The organism is Aequorivita sublithincola DSM 14238 (genome assembly GCF_000265385.1).
GTDB classification, from domain to species: domain Bacteria; phylum Bacteroidota; class Bacteroidia; order Flavobacteriales; family Flavobacteriaceae; genus Aequorivita; species Aequorivita sublithincola.
Map to the genome: position 1 here is coordinate 371,742 of NC_018013.1, position 22,402 is coordinate 394,143.

Here is a 22,402-nt window from a genome sequence, read left to right on the forward strand (position 1 = left end):
CTCAATCCCCACCCTATTTTTGTTTAGAACAATATTTGAGGAGGTCTTGTTCTCAAAAAAGGGCACAATTTCATTATTGTAGCCCTTTTTTATAATTACTTGATTTTCAAAAAATACCTAATAGCGGGTATTTTGAAAACTTCTACTAAAGGCTATGTTTACAATTAATAAAAACATTTAACCTTGAAAATAGCTTTTTACAAGTTGATACTGCAATATTTTAACTTAACCATAGATCAATTTCAGAAATACTATAAATTTAATTATGAATAATTTAATATACTTTTTAAATATCATTGACTCTAAATTTTCAGATGGTTCTAAACTGAAATATGAAGAAGCAATCAAAGTTATTAATGCAATACTTAGTGTTACTGAAGAAAAAACTTTGAAAAAAGAAACGGCTGACTTAGACAACCATGCTGAGAATACAAGATATAAGGAAGTATTATCCAAAAGAGAAATGCAAGTATTTGGATTAGTGGGAAGAGGGTTTACCACTTCAGTAATCGCTCACCAATTAAATATAAGTAATGCCACAGTTAGTACACACCGCAAAAATATCATAAAAAAATTATCTTTAAAAGGACAAGGAAAATTACAAACAGTTGCTTTCCTGTATGTAAAAAACGAAATACGCAAGGCCTAAAAATACCCACTAAAGGGTATTTCACATTCTAACTAGCTTTTCTAGTTTTGGCTAAACTTTAACAATTAACCGCACTTATGAAAAAAATCAACACATTTTTATCAATTGCTTTACTATGCACTAGTCTAGGTTTTGCACAAAATTTCGAAAGTCCAGACTCGGGTCCTAACCCACTAGACTCAAACAATAAAGAGCATGTTTATGACGTGCCTCAAGAAAAAGTGAAAACCTTCACAGAATATTCCATTGGAGTAATGTTTATGCCTATACCTCTTTATATAAACGAAATAAATGTAACCCAAAATGGAAAAACACAAGAACTCACTACCGGAGATAATATAGTAAATATGGGTTATGGCTTGGCATTTAACGCCGATTTTAATAGTTCTGGTTTCGGACCTGGCTTCTTTGCTTACGGGGCTATTATTGATGGTGATAATGTTCAGGCTTTTGACGTTTTCGGAGCTTTGAAGTGGGATTTTCCTTTGGGAAATAGACTTTCTACGAACTTTGAGTTTTCTCCAACGGCGGGAATTGGAAACATAGATTTGCAACAAAAAGAAAGTAAACTTAATTACGGAAGCTCGCTATACTTTTCAGGAGGGGCACGATTAACTTGGCGATTGAGTAATAGATTTTTTATTGGAGGTGACATATTACTCTCTCCTATCTTTTTTAATTCAGAAAAATTGCTTGGTCTAGAAGATGAAGATCCAAGCGTAGAGGAAGTTAAAATAAAATACAAATCGCCAGTAACAGTAAATTTTTCTGTACGAGTAAACCTAAACTAAGACTTAAAAATAGATAACCATGAAAAAATTATATATATTATTTTTCGCAATAAGCGCTTCATTATTTCTTAACTCCTGCGTGGAATCTGAGATTTCTTTCTTAGAATCTGCCGAAGAATTAGGGTTTACAGGTTCTACTGCTGATATTAAAAAATTCCTATCAGATGAAGCCTATAACAGTATCCTAGATTTAGGAATTCCGATAAATACGGGAGCCAATCCACCAGACGTTGAAGGAGCTTTCTTAATGAGCCCATATATTCTGGAGAAAACAAATATTGAAGACGATTTTGATATTGGCTATCGTTTCGCAGACAAGAAATGTTATTTTTCAAATCAAGATCTTGAAGAACTATCCATCGATTTTTTCAGTGAAACAATTAATGCAGATGGCGAAATTTTGAGTACAGAAACTGGATTGGAATCCTTCATTTCAGGATCTGGCAATAATTTTACCATTATAATAAAAATAAAAGGTAAAAGTCAAGGAAGTTCTGGTCCCGTTAATTTTATAAATGGATTAGCAATTTCAGGCACATTGACATCTGGAGGTATCAAAAACATGGAAAACGCATTTGTTGTAATTGAGAAAACCGGCGATATTGATGATGAATTTATAGACGTTGGTGAAGGCAGACTTATTGTAGATGGAGATAACTTTTCAGACAGACGATAAAAAACAGTTCCCATGAAATTAATCAACACAACACTTTTATTGTTTTTATTTAGCCTTAACCTGTGCTTCGCCCAACAGCAAGGCACAGGTTTGCTTTTTGATGAAGCAGGCTATGAAAGTATTCCAAAAAAAGCAAACAATGTATCATTTTTTGACGACTTGGCAGATATTCGTAGCGCTTCATTAAAACAGTATGTACCAACGGTAAAAAATCAAGGAGGATACAGCACTTGTTTGGGATGGTCTTCTGCGTATTATGGAAGGACAATTCTAGAAGCAAGACAACAAAATATAACCAACACTGCTGAAATTGATGAATTAGCCTTTTCGCCAATTTTCACGTACTTAATTGCAAAAGTTGAAGACGACAACTACAACTGTAATAAAGGAGCCTTTATACACAAAGGAGCGCAATCTCTAGTAGATGACGGCGCTCCCTATTTTAAAGAATATGCCGAAGCAGAATTGTGTGATGATGCAATTCCTGATAACGTTACACAAACCGCTTCACATAACAAAATCAAAGACTTCAGACGTTTAATTACGTTTGATGCACCAAGCCACGAAATTATAGACAACGTAAAACGCGCTTTGCACAACGGCAATCCTGTTATTGGTGGCTTTAAGGTTGAAAACGCATTGTTTGTAGCTAAGAATGTATATGTTCCAGACAACATTCCTACCAACAGCGGTCACGCTATGTGCGTTATTGGTTTTGATGATGAAAAATACGGAGGAGCCTTTGAAATTGTAAACAGTTGGGGAACCAATTGGGGCAATAACGGCTACATCTGGATGAAATATGACGACTTCGTAAACCTTTGCCAATACGCAGTAGAATTGATACCAAACCCAAAACCAGTAGATCAATTTAAAACATTGGCTGGCGAACTGCGGATTGAACTTAAAGGAGGAATGCCCATGGCAGTTGCAAAAGGCGATGGTACATTTAAAAAGAGCGTACTTGGTTGGCAAGATGTGGTAGAAGAAGAAGAAACAGACACAAAAACCATTGGGGATTACAAAACCGTCACTGCCTACCCAAAAGAAACTCGTTATAGAATGTATGCAAAAGTAGATCAACCTGCATATGTATATGTTTTTGGAGCAGACAGTAGTGGCGAGAATGGGGTTTTATTTCCTTTTGAAGAAAACATAAGCACCTACATAGACCACGAAGGTTCTGAGCTGGTTGTTCCTGGTGAAAAATATTTTTTCAGACTGAATAAGGATGTGGAATCAGATTATACCATAGTCATCTTTTCATTAGAAAAAATTGATTATAACGAAGTTTTACAAAAACTAAACACCTTAGAAGGAGAACTCACAGATAAGCTATATGTAATTTTCAATGATAAATTAATCCCGAAAGAAACCATGACACTTTCAGGAAATCAAATGAAATTTGATTCAAAATTCACAGAAGGGTCAGTGGCTATGTTGGTGTTAGATATTAAGCGTTCTTAATGAAAATAATTGTTGTTATAAGCATATTCACACTTCAACTCTTCTTGAGTTGCAAAACCGCAGATCTTGCAGCACAAGATTTGCCAGTAGGCCAGCAAGATGTAGTAAAAGAAGATGAAGAACCTAAGCAACAAAGTTTAATTTCAATTGAAGAATTAATAGGCAGTATAGATTTTAATGTTTTGGAACATTCAGACACTATGAAAGTGTCTAATATTAAATCTGTAGTAATTGAAGGAACTGAAGTCGAGTTTGGCAGAAAGCTAGAGCTAATTAAAGATTTTAAATTTGAAGATGACCAATTGTTAAACAATATTCTAAACAATGAAAATTATATTGAAGTTAAAGATGCAAATTTTCCATTCAACCCTACGCTTCAATTTCAATTAAACCATGAGGATCAACAACTATTGCTATTACTGGATGAAGAAACCGGTACTATAAGTTTTACGTCTGTTCAAGGTCAGACCGTATTAAAGATTGCTGAAACTTTAAAAGAGGAACTTATTGAATTAGCGAACTAAAATTAATATTATGATTAAAAAAGTACTCATTATTCTTTTTTGCCTTGCCACACCATTTGCGGGATTTACACAAAATTTCCAAGATATAGTGCAAGAAGCAGAATCTGAAGAAGAACTGGATGAAATCTGCAAATCTGCCTCTTTGGGCTTTATGAATACACCTCGAGATATTGAAGATGCCGTAAATGCAATTTTAAAAACTGCTGCCGGAATAAAAGATATAAGCAACGCATCATTTGTTTTAAAGGATTGTAGCCAGATAAATAATGCAATCGCCAAGATTCTAAAAGACAAAAACGGAAACGACGTGCGCTACATTTTGTATGATCCCAATTTAATACAGGATATTATAAATAGAACCAACAACTCCTGGTCTGCAAAATTTGTTTTAGCTCATGAAATTGGCCACCACCTTTTGGGTCACAGTCTCAATAATGGTTCTAGTTCCCATGAGTATGAACTGAGTGCTGACTATTGGGCGGGAAGAGCCTTAAGTTTACTTGGAGCCACCGAGGAAGAAACTATTTCGGCCACCGCAATTCTGCCAGAAAGAGCATCCGCATCACACCCAGCAAGAGTAGACAGAATTGACAAAGCCAAAGAAGGATGGAATTCGGTAGAAAAAACACGTATAATTAAAGTCAGCGATAAAGATATTGATGAAGTTGGTAAAACAATGGTTAATGAAGTCAATACTCTATTGAAAGAAAGTTACAACTCTTTAACTCCAGATGATTTTAGCAATAACCTTCAAGCCTTGGACTATGCTAGAACTAAATACTACAAAGCATACACAGAAGATATACGTTATCTTGAGGCAATTTGTCTTACAGGAATGAAAGAGCAGGAAAGAGCTGAAAGTGCCTATATTAATTATTTAAGTATTGAGAATCTTAGTGACAACGGTAGGATAAAACAGATAGTTTCCTTATATATAGATACTGGTACAACCAAGTCTGCTTTCTTCCAAAATCCAGAGGTTTTATTTCAGATGAGTAAAGAATGTTATGCTAAAAATAAATATGACAAAGCAATAATTTTTGGAAATCAATTTCAGCAATTCAATATTTCAGACAAAAATGATAGCCGAATTTCTGAAGTGAACAAGTTAATTGGAATGAGTGAATACAAAAGAATCATGAATCAAAAAGAGATTGATGATCGTATACAGGAAGAAGAACTTCGAAAAAAAGAAGAATTACGAAAAAAGGAAGCAGATAAAAAAAGAGAAGCTTTAGAAGAAAAAATATCCAAAGAGAATGAAGCGGCTGAAAGAAAAGCGAGAGCAGAAGAAAGAAGAATAACTGAAGAAAAAGCAAGAAGAGAAGCTGCAAAAATCAACCATATTTCTGAAGGCGATAATTACTTCTTCAAAGATAATTTCCCTGAAGCTTTTGAGCACTACATTATAGCAGCCAGAGAAGGAAATGCCTACGCACAGGAAAAAGTTGCTTGGATGCTATTCAAAGGAAAAGGAATAAGCAAAAATAAGAGCCTCGCCTTAGATTGGTGGAGAAAAGCCGCTAAACAAGGCAATATAGACGCTATAAATATCCTAACCCGTTTAGGCGAATGGTAACTTTCTGAAGATAAACAACCAATATAAGTGAGTAGATTAAAAGAAATGATAATCAATATTAATTCTACTTGGGGTAGAAGGTTTGATATATTTATTCAGATTTTAATACTACTTTCTTTAATAAGTCTCTTTTTTGAAACACTACCAAATTTAGATTCACGGGCAAATCAATTTCTAATTTATTTTGAGCGGTTTTGCATCATAGTTTTTACTATTGAATACATTCTTAGAGTACTTTATGCAGAAAATAAACTTAAATATATTTATAGCTTTTACGGAATCATTGATCTTTTAGCAATCTTTCCTTTTTATATTTCCTTAGGGGCAGATTTAAGAAGCGTTCGGGTTTTCAGGATTTTTCGTCTATTTAGAATATTTAAACTGGTTCGCTACAATTCAGCACTTAATCACTTTAAAAAAGCAGCCACCGAAGCACGGGAAGAAATTCTACTTTTCTTAATGATTACTGCTATCTTATTATACTTAGCTGCAACCGGCATCTATTTCTTTGAACACGAAGCCCAGCCGGAAAAATTCTCTTCAGTTTTTGAAAGTCTTTGGTGGGCAATTTCCACATTAACAACTGTAGGCTATGGAGATGTTTATCCCATTACAATTGGAGGTAAAATATTTACATTCTGCATCCTCATTGTAGGACTAGGAATTGTTACAATTCCAGCAGGCATAGTGGCCTCAGCGCTTTCAAGAACTGCAAACAAGAAGAAGTCTGAGAAAAATGAAGACTAAAAAACAATTACTTTTTCGCGATGCTTTTCTCTGTTTAGTAATGGCGTTGTTCTTTATTTCTGCAATTTCATATATGGTTTTAAACCTTTCCATTTTTAATCCATTTACAGGAGCCTTCAAAGATTTTAGTTTTTTAGATTTATATTATTCTGAAAAAATGGCACCTTTAAAACCTACCAACAATATCATTTTGGTAAACGTGGAACATGCGGACCGCTTTCAAATTCAAGAATTATTGGTCAAAATTCAAGAACAAAAGCCGAAGGTGATTGGAATGGATATTATTTTTAAAGAACAAAAAGATTCGTTTGTAGATTCATTGTTGCAGGAACAACTAACCAAACCCAATGTAATCACAGCAAAAGCTTATTTAGATGATACTTGGGATTACAATTTTTTTAACCGCCAAAAAGTTGAAAAATCAGGCTACACTAATCTAAACTTTAATTCCACCGAAAATGTAATCCGTAAATTTCAAGGATATAAATCTATAAACGACACACTACAAGCTTCTTTGGCAACCACTTTAGTAAGCTTTTACAAAGGAAGTTCTTGGCCTTCTGAAAAAATTCGTAAAAAACTAAAAGATGAAAACACCATAAATTTTGTGGGAAACATGGATTCTTTTATGACCCTTTCATTAGAGGAATGTATGATGGCTGAAGAAATTCCAGGAATGAAAGATAAAATAGTTCTCCTCGGATATTTGGGAAATCCTCACGGAAGTGCAACGGATATAGAAGACAAATTTTTCACACCTCTTAATGCTAAAAGCGCAGGCAAGAGTCCGCCAGATATGTTTGGTGTTGTGATTCATGCAAATATTATACAGATGATGCTGACTGACACTTATTTTACTGCTGTTCCCAAATGGGTAAGTATTATATGCGCTATTATTTTAGCCTATTTCGGCCTTGTTTTTTTTATGTGGTATAACCGAAAGAGCTCTGCCAGTTATACCTTAATTAAAAAAATATCCCAGCTTGCAATTACAGTAATGCTCTTATGGTTTTCGTTATGGCTATATAAAAACAAAGTTGTTTTTTCACCAGAAATTGTAATTGCGTTTTTAATAATAAGTGTAGAATTTATTGGATTATACATATTAATTTCAAAAAAACTAAATACTAAATATAAATGGAAAAGTTTCTTCTTTTACGATTAGCTTGTATTCTTTTATTACTGCCTTCAATGGTGAACGCCCAAGAATATGCAGTTTTTAAAACTACGGGGACCCCTAACCTTTCCGAGGGTTCTAATACGTTGCCCATTTCAAAAGGTATTCTTTTAAAAACTGGAAAAGTGGAACTTAAAAATGATGATACCTTAATTCTGATTAACAATTTTGGTGAAGTCTTTGAAATAGATTCTCCTGGAAGTTATGCAGTTATTGATTTTGAAAATCACAAAAAGGAAAGCTCAAAAGAAAATTTTTCAAGTCAATATTTTTCCTACGTCTGGAAACAGATAAATAAAAAGGAAGCTACTCAAAATCATACAGGAAATGTATATCGAGACGCATTAATTGATGTGCTAGTAACGCCGTTAGATAGCACTTCAATATTCAAAAATGATGTGACTTTTTCATGGCAATCTAATAAAAAAGATGAGCAATATTATTTCTTCTTGAAAAACAACGAAACCAATACAGTTTCAAAAATAAAAGTAGGTTGCAATAGCTTAACGCTCTATGTGGGAAGTAATTTACTTGAAAAAGGCAACACCTACTATTGGGGTGTCGCCACCACGGAATATCCAGACTTTACAAGAATCAAAATGAATCAGTTGAATTACTTAAATAGTGAGCAATTTGAAACTAAAAAAGAAGAATTTAATGAACTGACGGAGTCTTTAACAGAAATTGGTTTGACTAAAACAGAAATTTCAGAACAGCTATGTCAGTACAATAAGTTTTGTCTCAATTAAAACTAGATAGCAAATTTTTCACATAAAAAAAGCCCCAGAATAAACTGGAGCTTTTCTATTAAAAATACTTAAAGCTTAATTCACCGCAGGCAAATTGCTATAATTTTTAGAATAAAACATCATCTGTTCCGCAAACGTTTTTGGTTGCTCAATTGTGAAACTTTCAATCTCATTATTGTCGTCCATTTTAGGAACTAATACAGGATTCACAAAACCACTATAAGGTGGTGAAGTAAACTGCTTGTTGCGTTCCAAGATTTCTTTGTGAAGGTTTTGATCTACTTTTACGCCGTAGGTTTCAACTAAATGTTCAACTGCTGCGTAATCGCCTTCGCTCTTGATTCGTTGCGTTTCACGAAGAAGTTGACCGAAAAGATCGTGCAATTTTTCATAATCGTTGATGTTGTAATACGTCTTTCCGTCGCGTGTAATTTTTTCAATTACGTTGTCTTTTTTGCCGTGCTCATAAACCCAAGCAGAAACCCATTGACGGTTTCGCATGTGTGCTTCTTCAACGTCATCACCAATGTTTAAGCGAATCAATTGTGTCATTAAACCGTTACGGATGTAGCCGTCATAGGCCGCCATTCCTACTTTTTTCCAATCATCAACCAAACCAAGTTCCTGTAGTTTTGGATTGTATAAATAGTAAAGACCAACCAAATCCGCGCGGCCTTCTTCTAAAGTAGAAGCATAGTTTTTCAAAGTTTCTTTAGTTTCGCCAACGCCAGGATTTAATTGTCCAGAAGCGTGACCAATCACCTCGTGAAGCGCCGTGTGAAGTTTATCTGCAACCTGACCATACTTTTCTTCTAGTTCTTCTTCTTCAGGATCGTTTACAAACTCTTTCAATCTACCTGTATTTCCAGCATTATTATATGCTTCAATAATATTTCCAAGGGAAACAGATTTACTACCCACAGAGGCACGAATCCAGTTTGCATTTGGAAGGTTTACACCAATTGGTGTACTTGGGGAAGAATCGCCAGCTTCACCAGCAACGTTTACAACTTTATAAGTTACACCAACAACATTTTTCTTTTTGTGCTCTGGCATTAAAGGTGAATTATCCTCAAACCACTGTGCGTTTTCTGAAAGCACCGCCATTTTTTCGGACATATCAAAATCGTTTATTTGAATTACAGATTCATAAGAACCTCTGTAACCCAATGGATCATTATAAACTTCAATAAAACTGTTTATATAGTCTATATTTCCTGCAGTTGCGCCAGTCCAAGCTACGTTGTAGTCATCCCAAGTTTGAAGATCGCCTGTTTTGTAGTATTGAATCAAGAGACCAAGGGCATCACCTTGAGCCTGATTTTCAGCAGCGCCTTGTGCTTTTTCAAGCCATTCTATTATTTTATCAATTGCAGCTCCATAAAGTCCGCCAGATTTGTAAACTCTTTCCGTAAGAACTCCATTTTCTTTAACCAGTTGCGAGTTTAAACCATATGAAAGTGGTTTTTTAGGATCTGGAGAATTCTTTTTTGAATAGAAATTTTCAACATCTTTATTGGTAACATCAGGACCGTAAAAGTTAACGGCACTTTCCAAAACATTGTCAACGCCCTTAGCTTGGTTTACCTTTTTAGAATCTTTATCGTTGAAAAGCACATCAAAAGCTTCGCCTTCCAAAGTAGTATTGGTATCGGTTAGAAGTTGTTTTAAATAGTCCGAAGAAAAATCCGGCTTCATTTTATCGTTGGAATAATGATGGTGAATACCATTGCTAAACCAAACTCTTTTCAAATAAGTTTCAAAATTTTTCCAGTCTTCAGTAGTTTTATCACCTTCATAATTGGTGTAAACGTTTTCCAAAGCCTTTCTTATCGTTAGGTTATAACGGTAATTTTGGTCCCACATAATGTCTCTACCCGCCAAACCAGCTTGGGTAAGATAGTACACAAGTTTTTGTTCTTTCAGAGTAAGTTTTTCCCAACCTGGAATTTGATAACGCAAAACTTTTATGTCGCTAAACTGCTCCACATTATAATCAAATTCAGTGGATTGTAATGTTTCCACTTGTGCCACATCTTTGTCCTCCTTGTTTTCCTTACAAGAAAAAAACAACAAACCGCACATTGCCATCGCAATAAAAAAGGTGTTCTTCATTTTAAAAAAAGTTTATGATTTCCGCAAATGTACTAAAATAATTTCCGCTATATTATAATGAATAATTCTGCAATAATTTTGTAGGACTTGGATTTCAATAGCATCCATGAAATTTCATTACCTTAGCAACGCCAATTAACACCACTTAAACTGATGAAAATTTTAAAATACTTACTTTTTCTTATTCTTCTAATAATAATAGGTAGCGCCATATATTTCGGAACAAAAGACGGAACGTATGATGTTCAGGATTCTATAACAATTATGGCTCCACCAGAAGTTGTTTTCAACAAAGTGAATGATTATAAAAGCTGGGAAACTTGGGGTCCTTGGAAAAAAGAAGATCCTTCTATTACTTTTACTTATGCCGAAAAAACTTCAGGCGAAGGTGCCTCTTACTCTTGGGATGGCGATATGAGCGGGTCAATGACAACTACTAAAGTAATTCCGAATAAAGAAATAGAACAAGATTTAACCCTAGTCACTCCCGCTGGTGAAAGACACCCAAAAGTGTATTGGAACTTTGAAGAAGTAGATGGCGGAACAAAAGTAACTTGGGGAATGAAGGGCGAACATACATTGATTGATAAAGCATATTATTCTTTCAGCGGAATGGATTTTAACGCCCAAATGCACAAAATGAACAAAGAAGGCCTTGAAGGAATTGCTCTAGAAGTGGCCGAAGATATGAAACAGTACTCCATAAACGTAGATGGCGTTACCCAATATGGCGGCGGTTATTATATGTACACAACTTCTGTTGCAAAACAGGAAGAAGTGGACCAGAAAACGGAACCAATGATGAATATGGTTATAGATTTTGTTAAGACTAACAATCTAAATATGGCAGGCAAACCGTTTACGCTTTATAATTCAATAGACAATGCCAACAACACCGTTATCTTTTCAACTGGTGTTCCTGTAAAAGAAAAAGTGGTTACACCAGAAGGCAGTCCTGTGGTTTGCGGATTTATGGAACCTGTTTCCGCAGTGAAAATTTCATTAAAAGGAAATTACAAACACATTTCTGAAGCCTATTCTAAAGGTGAAAAGTATATAGTTCAAAACAGCCTACAAAAAGATCCTGAGGGAAAAATGTTTGAAGTATATATTACCGATCCTGAAGCAACTCCAAATCCAGCAGATTGGTTAACGGAGATTTATATACCAATAATCACTTCACCAGAACCAGTTGAAGAAGGAATTTAAATGAAACAGTTAGTATTAGTATTTATTGGCGGTGGTTTTGGGAGTACTTTAAGATACCTCCTTTCCAGCTATCTAAATGATTATGAAAATGGCGTGCCTTATGGAACACTTGCTGCGAATGTATTAGGAAGTTTATTAATTGGAATTATTCTCGGCCTAGCATTAAAAAACGAAACACTTTCCCAAAATACGGTCTTGTTTTTAGCTACAGGTTTTTGTGGTGGCTTTACCACTTTCTCGACTTTTGCTTATGAAAATCATCTTTTTTTAAGAGCAGGAGATTTTATGTCGTTCGCACTTTATACGTTTGGAAGTTTCGTGCTTGGTTTTGCAATGGTTTTTTTCGGAATGTGGTTGGTGAAGTTTTTTTAATGCTTTCCAAAATCTTTTACACCCGCTTCAATTCTAATTAAAAGATCGTTTTCTTTTGGCGGAATTGGACACGAAAATCGCGGACTATAAGCGCAATACGGATTATATGCTTTGTTGAAATCAATAACTAAAGTATCATCTTCAGGAATGCGTTGATCCAAAAATCTGCCGCCGCCATAGGAACCATCTCCACTCGTTAAATCTGTAAAAGGAAGAAATAGGTAATCTTCATATCCTGGCTCGTCATAAGGTTCGGTGCTTTTAAAAATATTCAAAACAAAATCCTTTCCTTCTAAACTGAAATGCGCTTCGCCATATTTCACATATTCGGGCGTTCTGGATGTTGTGGTTGGCATTAAAAACGGCTTTTCGTTTGGAGTGAGAACAAGGTTAGCTTTCACAATAAATTTTTCATCAAATGGATAAAACTCCAAACCTTTGAAGTTTTTGAAATCGGCTGGTTCCAAAATCGTAGTCTCGGGATTGCTGAATTCTTCGTTTAATTCAATTTGAGCTGCTTCGCTATCGGAAACCAACGTTTCATCTTGAGCAAAAATTGAATAAGAAAATAATAGTATTGAGAAAAGAAGTAGCGTCTTCATATAATGGTTTTCAGTAAAAGTAGAAAACAATTTCAAACTTCACATTTATTTCTATTTTTGAAAAAAAATAAATTATGACGAAATTTCTCCTCTATACACTTTTTATTTGTCTTACTGCGTCTTCTCTTTTTGCACAACATATTAAGTTGGACAAAAAAGAAATGGCTTTTTTAGCAACTCAAGAAAAAGTAAATGTAGTTTTCACTTATGAAGGCCTTCGTTTCAATGCAGATACTCTTACTGAGCCTCAATTCGTGAATTATATAAAAGAAAAGATTGAAAACAAGCTTGATGCTAAGGAAGCTTTGGATTGGGAGAAACGTTATTTCAACGCAAAAGACTCCATTTATCCTAAGATTTTTGCTACGGCTTTAAATAACCGCATAAAAAATTATGATCACCCAATTGAATTTGTTGTTGATGACGACTCGGTATTTTACACAATGAAAGTGCAAACAGACTGGATGTATTTTGGATATGATGTGGGAATTGCAAAACAACCTGCCAAAGCAAACTTGAAAATCACTTTTTTTGAAACTTCAAACCCAGAAAATATTATTGCAAAAATTGATGTTGACAGAGCTGAAGGATTTAATGTTGTTGGGAACTTATCTTTTAACACCGAAGTTCCGTTAAGTACAACTGGTATTTCATCAACAAATTGGCTTAAAAAATTTTTAGAAGCCAATGAAGATTATCCAAGACCAAGCCTCCTTAGAATGGGAAATATGTACGACAAAGCTGCCGTAAGATTTGGGATGACTTTAAAAAGAGTAATAGATTAGCAACTAAAAAAATTATTCAACAATCTTTTTTTACTACATTTGATTTCAAATTAAACAAAAAATGAAAAATAGATCATACATCTATCAATCCATCCAGATTGTTTATAGAACGAAATGGCCGCGATGTATGTATTGATAATATAGATATAAATTTATTCAATATAAAAACGTCCCGGCTGTAACCGGGACGTTTTACTTTTAAGGATAACTAACAATGAAAAAAATATACACCAACTACATAGCAAACTTTCGGGGACTCTCTCGGGAAATCTGGCTATTGGCGTTGGTGACCTTCATAAATCGGGCTGGGGCGATGGTTATTCCATTCCTTTCATTATACCTTATTAATGTTGAAGGATTTACGTTGCCACAAGTAGGTTGGATTATGTCTTGCTTTGGATTAGGTTCTTTAGTTGGAACTTATATTGGCGGCAAATTAACTGATACAATCGGTTTTTATAAAGTGATTTTAGCAAGTCTATTTATGGGTGGAGTTGGGTTTGTTTTACTTCAGTTTATTGATACATTTTATGGATTTTGCATCGGTATCTTTATCCTTACTTTAATGGCAGATGCCGCCAGACCTGCAATCTATGTTGCGGCAGATACTTATAGCAAGCCTGGAAATACCACACGTAGCATCACGCTGATCCGTCTGGCAATAAATCTGGGTTTCTCTATTGGACCATTGGTGGGCGGATTAATTATTGCGCATATTAATTACACCTCACTTTTTTGGATTGATGGAATGACCTGCATAGCGGCATCGCTCGGAGTTTTCCTGCTTTTGAAACCGAAAAAACAAAAAGATACTAAGGCCGAAAAAGAAATAATTATAAAAGAAGGAGTTCCGCCCTATCTCAACAAACTTTACATCATGTTCTTTCTGATTATGGTTGCAAACAGTTTAGCGTTTGTTCAATATTTTTCGGTGATGCCTGTGTATTATGAAAAAGCGCATTTCCTTTCAGAAGACCTTATTGGCTGGCTAATGTTTATAAACGGCGCAACGATAGTCGTTTTTGAAATGCCGCTTATTGCTTGGTTGGACCGAAAGAAAATTTCGAAAACAATGGCAACTTTTTGGGGTATTTTCTTTTTGGGAATTAGTTTTATGGTTTTGAATTTCACCAGTTGGAGCGGTGTTTTAGTAATTGCAATGTTTTTAATGACTTTAGGCGAGATGATAGGTTTCCCATTTTCAAACTCCCTTGCATTAGAGATGGCTCCAAAAGGAAGAAAGGGTAGTTATATGGCTTTTTACAGTATGAGTTTCAGCATAGCGCATTTAATTGGGCATAATGGCGGGATGAATATGGTAAACAATTTTGGCTATTTCAATACTTGGAATGTTATTACCATTTTCCTTTTGGTTGTAGCTTGCTTTACCATTTGGCTATATTTCCTATTGAAAAAATCTGAAAGCCAAAAAAAAGTGACCTAACCTTTAGATTCGGAGTTTTTCTTAATTCTTCGGTTTTTCCGGCTAACTATAACTGCGTCTAAACAAGAAATCATAAGTCCGATTCCGGCAAATAGACAAATAAGTCTAACAAAAAAAGCTCCTGGAAAATCCAAACCAGTAAAACCTAGGATTCCAGAAACAAGAGTAACGATTAAAAAATGAATAGTATATTTTTTCATATAGTTCTAAATAAATTGATTCTTTTAAAAATACTTCGAAAGAAGTATTACTATTCATAAAAATAATCCAATTATCACTTTTTTAACATGTAGTTTTATTTCAACTGTTTCAAAGCATTATTTTTAACCACGTGCGAAAGCACGATTTGGGTTTTTGTTTCGCCATAAATAATAAGTTGGTCTATAAAAGCTTCTAAATGTTTTTGATTTTTCAACACTACTTCCATCACAATGTTTTCGTTTCCGGTGATGCGGTAGCAATTCAAAACCTCATCGTAGGTTTTCACAATTTCAAGGAAAGGTTTCAACTTTCCCATAAAAGCACGAAGCGTAATTATGGCTTTAAATTGATAACCTGCCTCAAAAGGTGAAACAACCGAAAAGTAACCATTGATAATCCCAGAATCTTCCATCTTTTTGATGCGTTCTGAAACCGCTGGCGAACTAACTCCAACCTGTCTGCCTATTTCCGTATTGGCTTGGCGAGCATTTTTTTGAAGGCAATTTAGGATTTTCCAATTTAAAGAGTCTATACTCATATTAAAGAATAAATGATAAATTAACTTATTGTTTAAAGCAAATATACAGATTTGCTTTAATATCAATTGTGAAAAATCAATACTTGTAACTAAATTTGAAACACTCAAAAAAAAAGAAATGTCATCCTATTTGTTTGAAAACAATCCTCATTCTGCTATTTATAAAAAATCCTTAGAGATTTTCTCTTTAAGTAGAAATATTACGAGCTATCTGAGCCATGATCTTTCAAACCTTCAAAATAATGGAAAGGAAGATCCAAATATTTATTTTAGTGGTGATATTGTGCAACAATCAGTTTCATTAGGTCCGCAAATACTGAAGGCAGAAAGCCAGCTCTTTTCTGAAGAAAAACACAAGTATGCAGCTTCCGTAATGCGTCTTTCAAACTTACTCTACAAAAATTGTGAACGCTTGGAAAGAGTGAACAGCAATGGCAAAGACTTTCTTCCGTTACTTCGTAAAGAACTGAAAAAGTTTAGAAAACTTCAACACACTTGGAGGTTGACTCTCTAATTTTCATTTTTTTTTTCGTTTCTTTAATTAAAGTTCAATTACTACATTTGTGATATAACTTAGCACAAAATATATGTTTGATGACGAAGAAAATTTCGACCCAATGAAGCGTTACAATCGCATTCGCCAGATGCCCATCTTTTTAAAGGCTGAAGAAATTGCAGAGTTAGTACGTCATCTTGTGAAATCTGTTGAAAATACAGATATAAAATTTAAGCGAAAAGGCGAAAAAGAAATGTTGGAGCACAACCTAAATTATTTGATGGAAAATTCTATGATTATTACAGCTAAAATAGCAGGTGCAGAAGGCGTAGAAATCTATGATCTCAAAATGGAAAATGCTGCCATAATTCGGAAAGCAGCACGTGAACTTATTACGGATGCACGCGGCATTCAAATGCACGGTTTTAAAGACACTGAATATCTAGATTTGCTAAGGAAAGAAGTGGAAGAATTCCGAATTCTTTTTGCCGAATGGGTAAAAACATTTGATCCGTGGGATTATATCATTGACCGCTGGGGGCTTTTCAACCCGCCAGGTGTAAACTATGACGATCACGACCCTGAGGACGATATTCCCTTCTATCCAAATGATCTTCCAGATAAATTTTTTGGAGATCTAGATGATGATGATTTTGAAGAAGATTGGGAGGATTTTATGGAAGATGACGATTCAGAAGAATAGTTAACGTAACAATCTTGGATCAAAATCCATTTTTCCAGTCCTAATAATTTTCAATTTTGCAAAGTCTTTATGTGAAGGGTTTACCAAAATATTATTGTCTTGATGCATCACGGCAGAAGGAACCTTCATTGCCAAGCTCTCCTTCTTCTTTAACCAACTAGATCCCAAAGTTTGTAATTTATTAACGGCTTCTTCCGAACTCCATTTAGATTCAATAAAATCAATAGATTGTATAATTTTTATGGTTGAATCGGGAATTTCGACTTCAATAAAAGAATAATCCAAAGGAATTCCTGCATAATCTACGTGTACAATAATTTCTAGTAAACATAAAGAAAGATTCTCAGCGAAGTAAACCACTGCATCTCCAACCCTATTCCATCTTCCACCATATAACCTAGCTCCTTCGCCTGACAGATCATCTATATATTGTGTTCTTGTTATTCGGTATATTCTCACAACTATGAAGGAATTCCGTGAGCTATACGGCCAATAATATTATTGACATACTGAATACCAAATCTTGTATCTAAAAAATCTAAAGGAGCTTGACCATTAAAGATATAGGGTGTAGAATGTATCCATTTCCTAAAATTTTCAAGTGTTCCAAAAACGTCAATACCATTTGAAACCACTTCTGCAATCTCAAAAAGCTGCTCGGTGCTTGATACGGTTAAAAGATCATCATCTGCTTTACGTTGCAGAGTACGATGAGAGATATGCAAAAGATCACTCAATCTGTCCATGGAAATATCCAGTACTTCACAGACGGAATAAGCCACACTTTTGGGTAAACCTTTTCTGGTAATAGTTATAAGATCTATATCGCTATTTACTACTTGACCAACTTGACCAACACCTCCTAAGACACCAACAATTCTGTCAAAAGGATTATCTATTAGATAAAAAACTTCTGGTTCTGTAACTAAATTTACATCTGTATGGGTTTTATTATTTTTCATCATCACGACATTTGACACAAAAATACGTATTTTTGTCGTGTCTTAAAAACATTTCCCCACATTTTTACATATTTCGTCTATATTGACCCCCAACTTCGAACAGGGCTTCAGTTATTTGGCCCAATGAGCACACTTTTGTGGCTTCCATTAGTTCTTCAAATATGTTTTCATTGTGTATGGCTGCTGCTTTCACTTTTTCAATAGAAGCATTGGAGCTATCACTAAACATTTTATGAAGATTTTGAAGCGTTTGGATCTGCACTTGTTTTTCTTCTTCGGTTGCGCGTATTACTTCTGCCGGTAGCACTGTTGGCGAACCTTTGCTACTTAAAAAAGTATTCACCCCAATAATTGGAAATTCTCCATTGTGCTTCAACGTTTCATAATAAAGACTTTCTTCTTGAATTTTACTACGTTGATACATTGTTTCCATCGCTCCCAAAACGCCTCCACGTTCCGTAATGCTATCAAATTCCTTTAGAACCGCTTCTTCTACAAGATCCGTCAATTCTTCAATAATGAAAGATCCTTGAATTGGATTCTCGTTTTTGGCAAGGCCAAGTTCTTTATTTATAATTAACTGAATTGCCATAGCACGACGCACGCTTTCTTCAGTAGGCGTAGTAATCGCTTCATCATACGCATTGGTATGCAGCGAATTACAATTATCGTAAATAGCGTACAAAGCCTGAAGCGTGGTTCGAATATCATTAAAATCAATCTCTTGGGCGTGTAAAGAACGTCCTGAAGTCTGAATATGATATTTCAACATTTGCGCTCTTGGGTTTGCACCATACTTTTCTTTCATTGCCTTCGCCCAAATTTTACGGGCAACTCTTCCAATTACAGCATATTCAGGATCTATACCATTGCTGAAAAAGAAAGAAAGATTCGGGCCAAACTCGTTAATGTCCATTCCGCGACTTAAATAGTATTCTACATAAGTGAAACCATTGGAAAGTGTAAACGCCAATTGCGTTATTGGATTCGCGCCAGCTTCTGCAATATGATAACCACTAATTGAAACCGAATAAAAATTTCTAACTTTTTTCTCAATAAAAAATTCCTGAACATCGCCCATTAGCCGCAGTGCAAATTCTGTTGAAAATATACAGGTGTTCTGAGCTTGATCCTCTTTCAAAATATCCGCTTGAACTGTTCCGCGAACTTGTTGCAAGGTTTCGTATTTAATTTTGTTGTAAACATCCGCATCCAAAACTTGATCGCCAGTTACTCCTAGAAGCATCAAACCTAGGCCATTATTGCTTTCAGGTAATTCTCCGTGATACCTTGGACGTTCAATACCATTCTTTTTATAGATTTCGGCAATTCGTTTTTCGATTTCATTTTCGATTTCGTTTTCAATAATATACTTTTCACAGTTTTGATCGATTGCTGTGTTCATAAAGAAACCCAAAAGCATTGGCGCGGGTCCGTTGATAGTCATGCTAACTGAAGTCATCGGGTGGCTTAAATCAAAACCAGAATAAAGTTTTTTGGCATCGTCCAAACAACAGATGGAAACTCCTGCATTTCCAATTTTTCCGTAGATATCGGGTCGAAGATCTGGATCATTTCCGTATAAAGTAACACTATCAAAAGCAGTGGAAAGGCGTTTTGCCGGTAAACCCATACTTACATAATGAAAACGACGATTGGTGCGTTCTGGTCCACCTTCGCCAGCAAACATTCTAGCAGGATCTTCTCCTGTTCTTTTAAAAGGATAAAGCCCTGAAGTATATGGAAATTCCCCCGGAACGTTTTCTTGTAAAGTCCATTTCAAAATATCGCCCCAGGCTTGATATTTGGGTAAAGAAACCTTTGGAATCTGCGAATGTGAAAGCGATTCGGTATGTGTGTCAATATTTATTTCCTTTCCACGAACTTTAAAACTGTAAACTGGATTTTTGTATTTGTTTACTTTTTCGTCCCAACCTGTAATTATTTCCCAGTTATATGGATCTAGATTTAACTTTTCACGGTCAAACTCAGCAAGCAACAATTTCAATAAATCTTTATTTTTCTCTGAATTGACAATCGATTCAGAAACAAGTCCCGCTTTATCAAGTTCTGGTTTCTTCCCAGAAATAGATTCCATTGCCTTAAAAAATCCATAAAGTTTCTGCGCAACTTCGGCTTGGTCTAAAGCCCGTTTGTCATAACCTCTATTATTTTCTGAAATTTCTGAAAGATAGCGTGTACGTGAAGGTGGAATTACAAAAATCTTTTCCTCCATTTCTTGAACATGAAAATCACTCTTAAGTTCAATATCTGTCTTTTCATTGATTTTTTCCATCACAGCCCTGTAGAGCTTGTTCATTCCAGGATCATTGAATTGCGACGCAATTGTACCATAAACCGGCAGTTCGTCTTGAGGGGTTTCCCACAAATGATGATTGCGTACGTATTGTTTTTTCACGTCGCGAAGGGCATCTAAGGATCCGCGTTTGTCAAATTTGTTTATTGCTACCAAATCTGCAAAATCAAGCATGTCAATTTTTTCAAGCTGAGTTGCCGCACCAAATTCTGGAGTCATAACATATAGTGATACATCGCTATGCTCTAAAATTTCGGTGTCGCTCTGCCCTATTCCAGAAGTTTCAAGAATTATAATATCGTATGCTGCAGCTTTTAAAACCTGAACGGCTTCTGCCACGTATTTTGAAAGCGCAAGATTACTTTGGCGTGTGGCCAAACTTCGCATATAAACTCTTGGCGAGTTGATAGCATTCATCCTAATACGATCACCCAATAATGCACCTCCAGTCTTTCTTTTTGAAGGATCTACGGAAACAATTCCAATGGTTTTTTCAGGAAAATCTATTAAAAATCTTCGTACCAGTTCATCTACCAAAGAAGATTTTCCCGACCCGCCAGTTCCAGTTATTCCTAGAACAGGTGTGGTGTTCTTTTTATTTTTAATGTGAATTTGATCGAGTGTTTCTTTAGCAACCTCTGGGAAGTTTTCCGCGGAAGAAATAATTCGAGCGATAGCTCCATTCTCCTTATTTGAAAGTTTTTCAAGTTCGCCATTCAACTTATCGCCGATTGCAAAGTCCGATTGTTCAACCAAATCATTTATCATTCCTTGAAGTCCTAGTGATCTTCCGTCATCCGGTGCGTAAATACGAGTAATACCATAATCCATCAAATCTTTTATCTCCGATGGAAGAATCACGCCGCCGCCGCCGCCAAATATTTTTATATGGCCGGCACCTTTTTCCTGCAGCAAATCATACATATATTTAAAATACTCATTATGCCCACCTTGATAGGAAGTCATTGCTATAGCATTTGCATCTTCCTGAATAGCCGTATTAACAACCTCTTCCACGCTTCTGTCGTGACCTAAGTGAATCACTTCTACACCAGTTGATTGTATAATACGGCGCATAATATTTATTGCAGCATCGTGCCCATCAAAAAGGGAGGCTGCGGTTACAATGCGTACTTTATGTTTTGGCTTATAAGGAGTTATCTGTTGCATAATATGACCTAGAGATTAGTTTTAAGTGCAAATTTACTTAAAAGGTAACGAACACAACACTTTCGAACAATAATGATGGAATAAATATTTTCAAAAAATGTTGCATTGATTTAATATTTTCGTATCTTGCATCATCAATATTAAACAATTAAAAATATAACATTATGAAAAAAATTTACTTTTTAGCACTTGCTCTAGGTGCATTTAGCTTTTCGTCTTACGCTCAACAAGAGTTAACAGACGATTTTGAATCTTACACTTTAGACCCTATATCGGCTCAATCTCCTCATTGGAGAGACTGGTCTGGTGTTGACGGTGGTGGTGACGACGGTAACGTTGTTGATGATGAAGCAAATTCTGGCTTACAATCTGTAAGAATTACAGGAAATGGTCTTACTGATTTAATTTTATTGGTTCCTTCTGCTCCAATCAACGGTGTTTACACAATTCAATTTCAAGCGTTTATTCCTGCTGGAAAATCAGGTTACTTTAACATGCAAGCTGCTCTTACTCCAGAAGGAACAGAGTGGGTACAAGCATTGATGGGTGGTAACGTTTACTTTAACTGTGATGGTTCTACTCCAGGTCTTGGTGGTGTTACTGGCGTTATTGATTGTTCCGCTTTTAATCAGCAATTTACTTTTCCAGAGGACCAGTGGTTTAAAGTTGACTGTGTTTATGATATCGACGCTCAAGCTTGGGATATGTACATAGATGATGTTCAGTTCGTTTTTGCTGAGCCATTTGCTTTTGGTGCACAAGTATTTATTGAATTGGCTGGTTTAGATTTTTACTCTGCAAGCCCTAACAATGATATGTTTATTGACGATGTGGTTCTTTACAAAGGAACAATTGGTACTGAAGACTTTACTGCTAACAAATTCTCAGTATATCCAAACCCAGTAAAAGATATGTTGAACATCAAATCTACTACTGCTGTTGATAACGTAACTGTTTATGATATCTTAGGAAAAGTTGTTCTTCAGGAAAATCCTGGAAAGATTTCTCCAGCTATCAACATGAGCGGTCTTGCTTCTGGTTCTTACTTAGTTAAAGTAACTATCGGAAACTCTTCTAAAACTGTAAAAGTTCTTAAATAAGACTTTATAAAATCTTTTTACTAAAAGGT

The 22,402-nt window shown here is 35.3% G+C and carries 22 protein-coding genes; 16 read left to right on the plus strand and 6 right to left on the minus strand.

Translation table 11 applies throughout. The features are described from left to right. Window positions 1-265 precede the first annotated feature (265 nt). The 9 genes from AEQSU_RS01820 to AEQSU_RS01860 all read left to right on the plus strand — a co-directional run bounded on the left by AEQSU_RS01820 (window position 266) and on the right by AEQSU_RS01860 (window position 8,359). Window positions 266-649, plus strand: a complete 384-nt coding sequence (locus tag AEQSU_RS01820) for a response regulator transcription factor (RefSeq protein WP_014781144.1) — start codon at window positions 266-268, stop codon at window positions 647-649. Between the two features lie 77 nt (window positions 650-726). Next, on the plus strand, window positions 727-1,440 hold the full coding sequence (locus AEQSU_RS01825) for a hypothetical protein (RefSeq protein ID WP_014781145.1): 714 nt from the start codon (window positions 727-729) through the stop codon (window positions 1,438-1,440). A gap of 19 nt (window positions 1,441-1,459) precedes the next feature. Further along, window positions 1,460-2,116 carry a hypothetical protein gene (locus tag AEQSU_RS01830; RefSeq protein WP_014781146.1) on the plus strand — a complete coding sequence of 219 codons (657 nt, stop codon included), beginning with the start codon at window positions 1,460-1,462 and terminating at the stop codon, window positions 2,114-2,116. Window positions 2,117-2,128: 12 nt separating this feature from the next. After that, window positions 2,129-3,583: a C1 family peptidase gene (locus tag AEQSU_RS01835; RefSeq protein ID WP_014781147.1), complete on the plus strand. Its 1,455-nt coding sequence runs from the start codon at window positions 2,129-2,131 to the stop codon at window positions 3,581-3,583. Then, entirely contained in the window at window positions 3,583-4,107 is a 525-nt protein-coding gene (locus AEQSU_RS01840) for a hypothetical protein (RefSeq protein ID WP_014781148.1), read from the plus strand. Before AEQSU_RS01835 ends, AEQSU_RS01840 begins: the two co-directional genes overlap by 1 nt. Window positions 4,108-4,117: 10 nt before the next feature. Next, on the plus strand, window positions 4,118-5,686 hold the full coding sequence (locus AEQSU_RS01845) for a sel1 repeat family protein (protein ID WP_014781149.1): 1,569 nt from the start codon (window positions 4,118-4,120) through the stop codon (window positions 5,684-5,686). A 27-nt stretch (window positions 5,687-5,713) separates the two neighbouring features. Next, window positions 5,714-6,433: an ion transporter gene (locus tag AEQSU_RS01850; RefSeq protein WP_245529108.1), complete on the plus strand. Its 720-nt coding sequence runs from the start codon at window positions 5,714-5,716 to the stop codon at window positions 6,431-6,433. Further along, on the plus strand, window positions 6,423-7,598 hold the full coding sequence (locus AEQSU_RS01855) for a CHASE2 domain-containing protein (protein ID WP_014781151.1): 1,176 nt from the start codon (window positions 6,423-6,425) through the stop codon (window positions 7,596-7,598). Before AEQSU_RS01850 ends, AEQSU_RS01855 begins: the two co-directional genes overlap by 11 nt. Beyond that, window positions 7,571-8,359 (plus strand): hypothetical protein, encoded by a 789-nt coding sequence (locus AEQSU_RS01860; RefSeq protein ID WP_014781152.1) that lies wholly within the window; start codon window positions 7,571-7,573, stop codon window positions 8,357-8,359. Before AEQSU_RS01855 ends, AEQSU_RS01860 begins: the two co-directional genes overlap by 28 nt. 75 nt (window positions 8,360-8,434) lie before the next feature. Here the strand turns inward: AEQSU_RS01860 and AEQSU_RS01865 are convergent, their stop codons facing one another. After that, complete coding sequence (locus tag AEQSU_RS01865) at window positions 8,435-10,474, minus strand: dipeptidyl-peptidase 3 family protein (RefSeq protein WP_014781153.1); 2,040 nt, start codon at window positions 10,472-10,474, stop codon at window positions 8,435-8,437. A 153-nt stretch (window positions 10,475-10,627) separates the two neighbouring features. On the opposite strand from AEQSU_RS01865, the gene AEQSU_RS01870 reads away from it, so the two are divergent. After that, a complete protein-coding gene (locus AEQSU_RS01870) occupies window positions 10,628-11,683 on the plus strand; it encodes an SRPBCC family protein (protein ID WP_014781154.1) in 1,056 nt (351 codons plus the stop codon). Continuing rightward, on the plus strand, window positions 11,684-12,055 hold the full coding sequence (crcB, locus tag AEQSU_RS01875) for a fluoride efflux transporter CrcB (RefSeq protein WP_014781155.1): 372 nt from the start codon (window positions 11,684-11,686) through the stop codon (window positions 12,053-12,055). It abuts the gene before it with no gap. On the opposite strand, the gene AEQSU_RS01880 is transcribed toward crcB, so the two are convergent. Continuing rightward, window positions 12,052-12,657, minus strand: coding sequence for a DUF1684 domain-containing protein (locus AEQSU_RS01880; protein WP_014781156.1), 606 nt, complete (start codon window positions 12,655-12,657; stop codon window positions 12,052-12,054). The genes crcB and AEQSU_RS01880 overlap by 4 nt on opposite strands. A gap of 74 nt (window positions 12,658-12,731) precedes the next feature. Between AEQSU_RS01880 and AEQSU_RS16055 the strand changes: the two genes are divergently transcribed. Then, window positions 12,732-13,442 (plus strand): hypothetical protein, encoded by a 711-nt coding sequence (locus tag AEQSU_RS16055; protein ID WP_014781157.1) that lies wholly within the window; start codon window positions 12,732-12,734, stop codon window positions 13,440-13,442. Window positions 13,443-13,656: 214 nt separating this feature from the next. Further along, on the plus strand, window positions 13,657-14,886 hold the full coding sequence (locus tag AEQSU_RS01890; protein WP_014781158.1) for an MDR family MFS transporter: 1,230 nt from the start codon (window positions 13,657-13,659) through the stop codon (window positions 14,884-14,886). Between the two features lie 295 nt (window positions 14,887-15,181). Here the strand turns inward: AEQSU_RS01890 and AEQSU_RS01900 are convergent, their stop codons facing one another. Then, a complete protein-coding gene (locus AEQSU_RS01900) occupies window positions 15,182-15,625 on the minus strand; it encodes an Lrp/AsnC family transcriptional regulator (RefSeq protein ID WP_014781160.1) in 444 nt (147 codons plus the stop codon). A 118-nt stretch (window positions 15,626-15,743) separates the two neighbouring features. Here AEQSU_RS01900 and AEQSU_RS01905 point away from each other — a divergent pair, with 118 nt between their 5' ends. Together AEQSU_RS01905 and AEQSU_RS01910 are read left to right on the plus strand one after the other, a co-directional pair. After that, on the plus strand, window positions 15,744-16,139 hold the full coding sequence (locus AEQSU_RS01905; RefSeq protein WP_014781161.1) for a hypothetical protein: 396 nt from the start codon (window positions 15,744-15,746) through the stop codon (window positions 16,137-16,139). A 73-nt stretch (window positions 16,140-16,212) separates the two neighbouring features. Next, window positions 16,213-16,824 carry a hypothetical protein gene (locus AEQSU_RS01910; protein WP_014781162.1) on the plus strand — a complete coding sequence of 204 codons (612 nt, stop codon included), beginning with the start codon at window positions 16,213-16,215 and terminating at the stop codon, window positions 16,822-16,824. Here the strand turns inward: AEQSU_RS01910 and AEQSU_RS01915 are convergent, their stop codons facing one another. The 3 genes from AEQSU_RS01915 to AEQSU_RS01925 form a co-directional block, all read right to left on the minus strand. Further along, window positions 16,825-17,283, minus strand: coding sequence for an RES family NAD+ phosphorylase (locus AEQSU_RS01915; protein ID WP_014781163.1), 459 nt, complete (start codon window positions 17,281-17,283; stop codon window positions 16,825-16,827). Between the two features lie 2 nt (window positions 17,284-17,285). Further along, window positions 17,286-17,789: a type II RES/Xre toxin-antitoxin system antitoxin gene (parS, locus tag AEQSU_RS01920; RefSeq protein ID WP_014781164.1), complete on the minus strand. Its 504-nt coding sequence runs from the start codon at window positions 17,787-17,789 to the stop codon at window positions 17,286-17,288. Between the two features lie 61 nt (window positions 17,790-17,850). Beyond that, window positions 17,851-21,273 carry a methylmalonyl-CoA mutase family protein gene (locus AEQSU_RS01925; protein WP_014781165.1) on the minus strand — a complete coding sequence of 1,141 codons (3,423 nt, stop codon included), beginning with the start codon at window positions 21,271-21,273 and terminating at the stop codon, window positions 17,851-17,853. A 164-nt stretch (window positions 21,274-21,437) separates the two neighbouring features. Between AEQSU_RS01925 and AEQSU_RS01930 the strand changes: the two genes are divergently transcribed. Further along, on the plus strand, window positions 21,438-22,373 hold the full coding sequence (locus AEQSU_RS01930; protein WP_014781166.1) for a T9SS type A sorting domain-containing protein: 936 nt from the start codon (window positions 21,438-21,440) through the stop codon (window positions 22,371-22,373). Window positions 22,374-22,402: the final 29 nt, after the last annotated feature.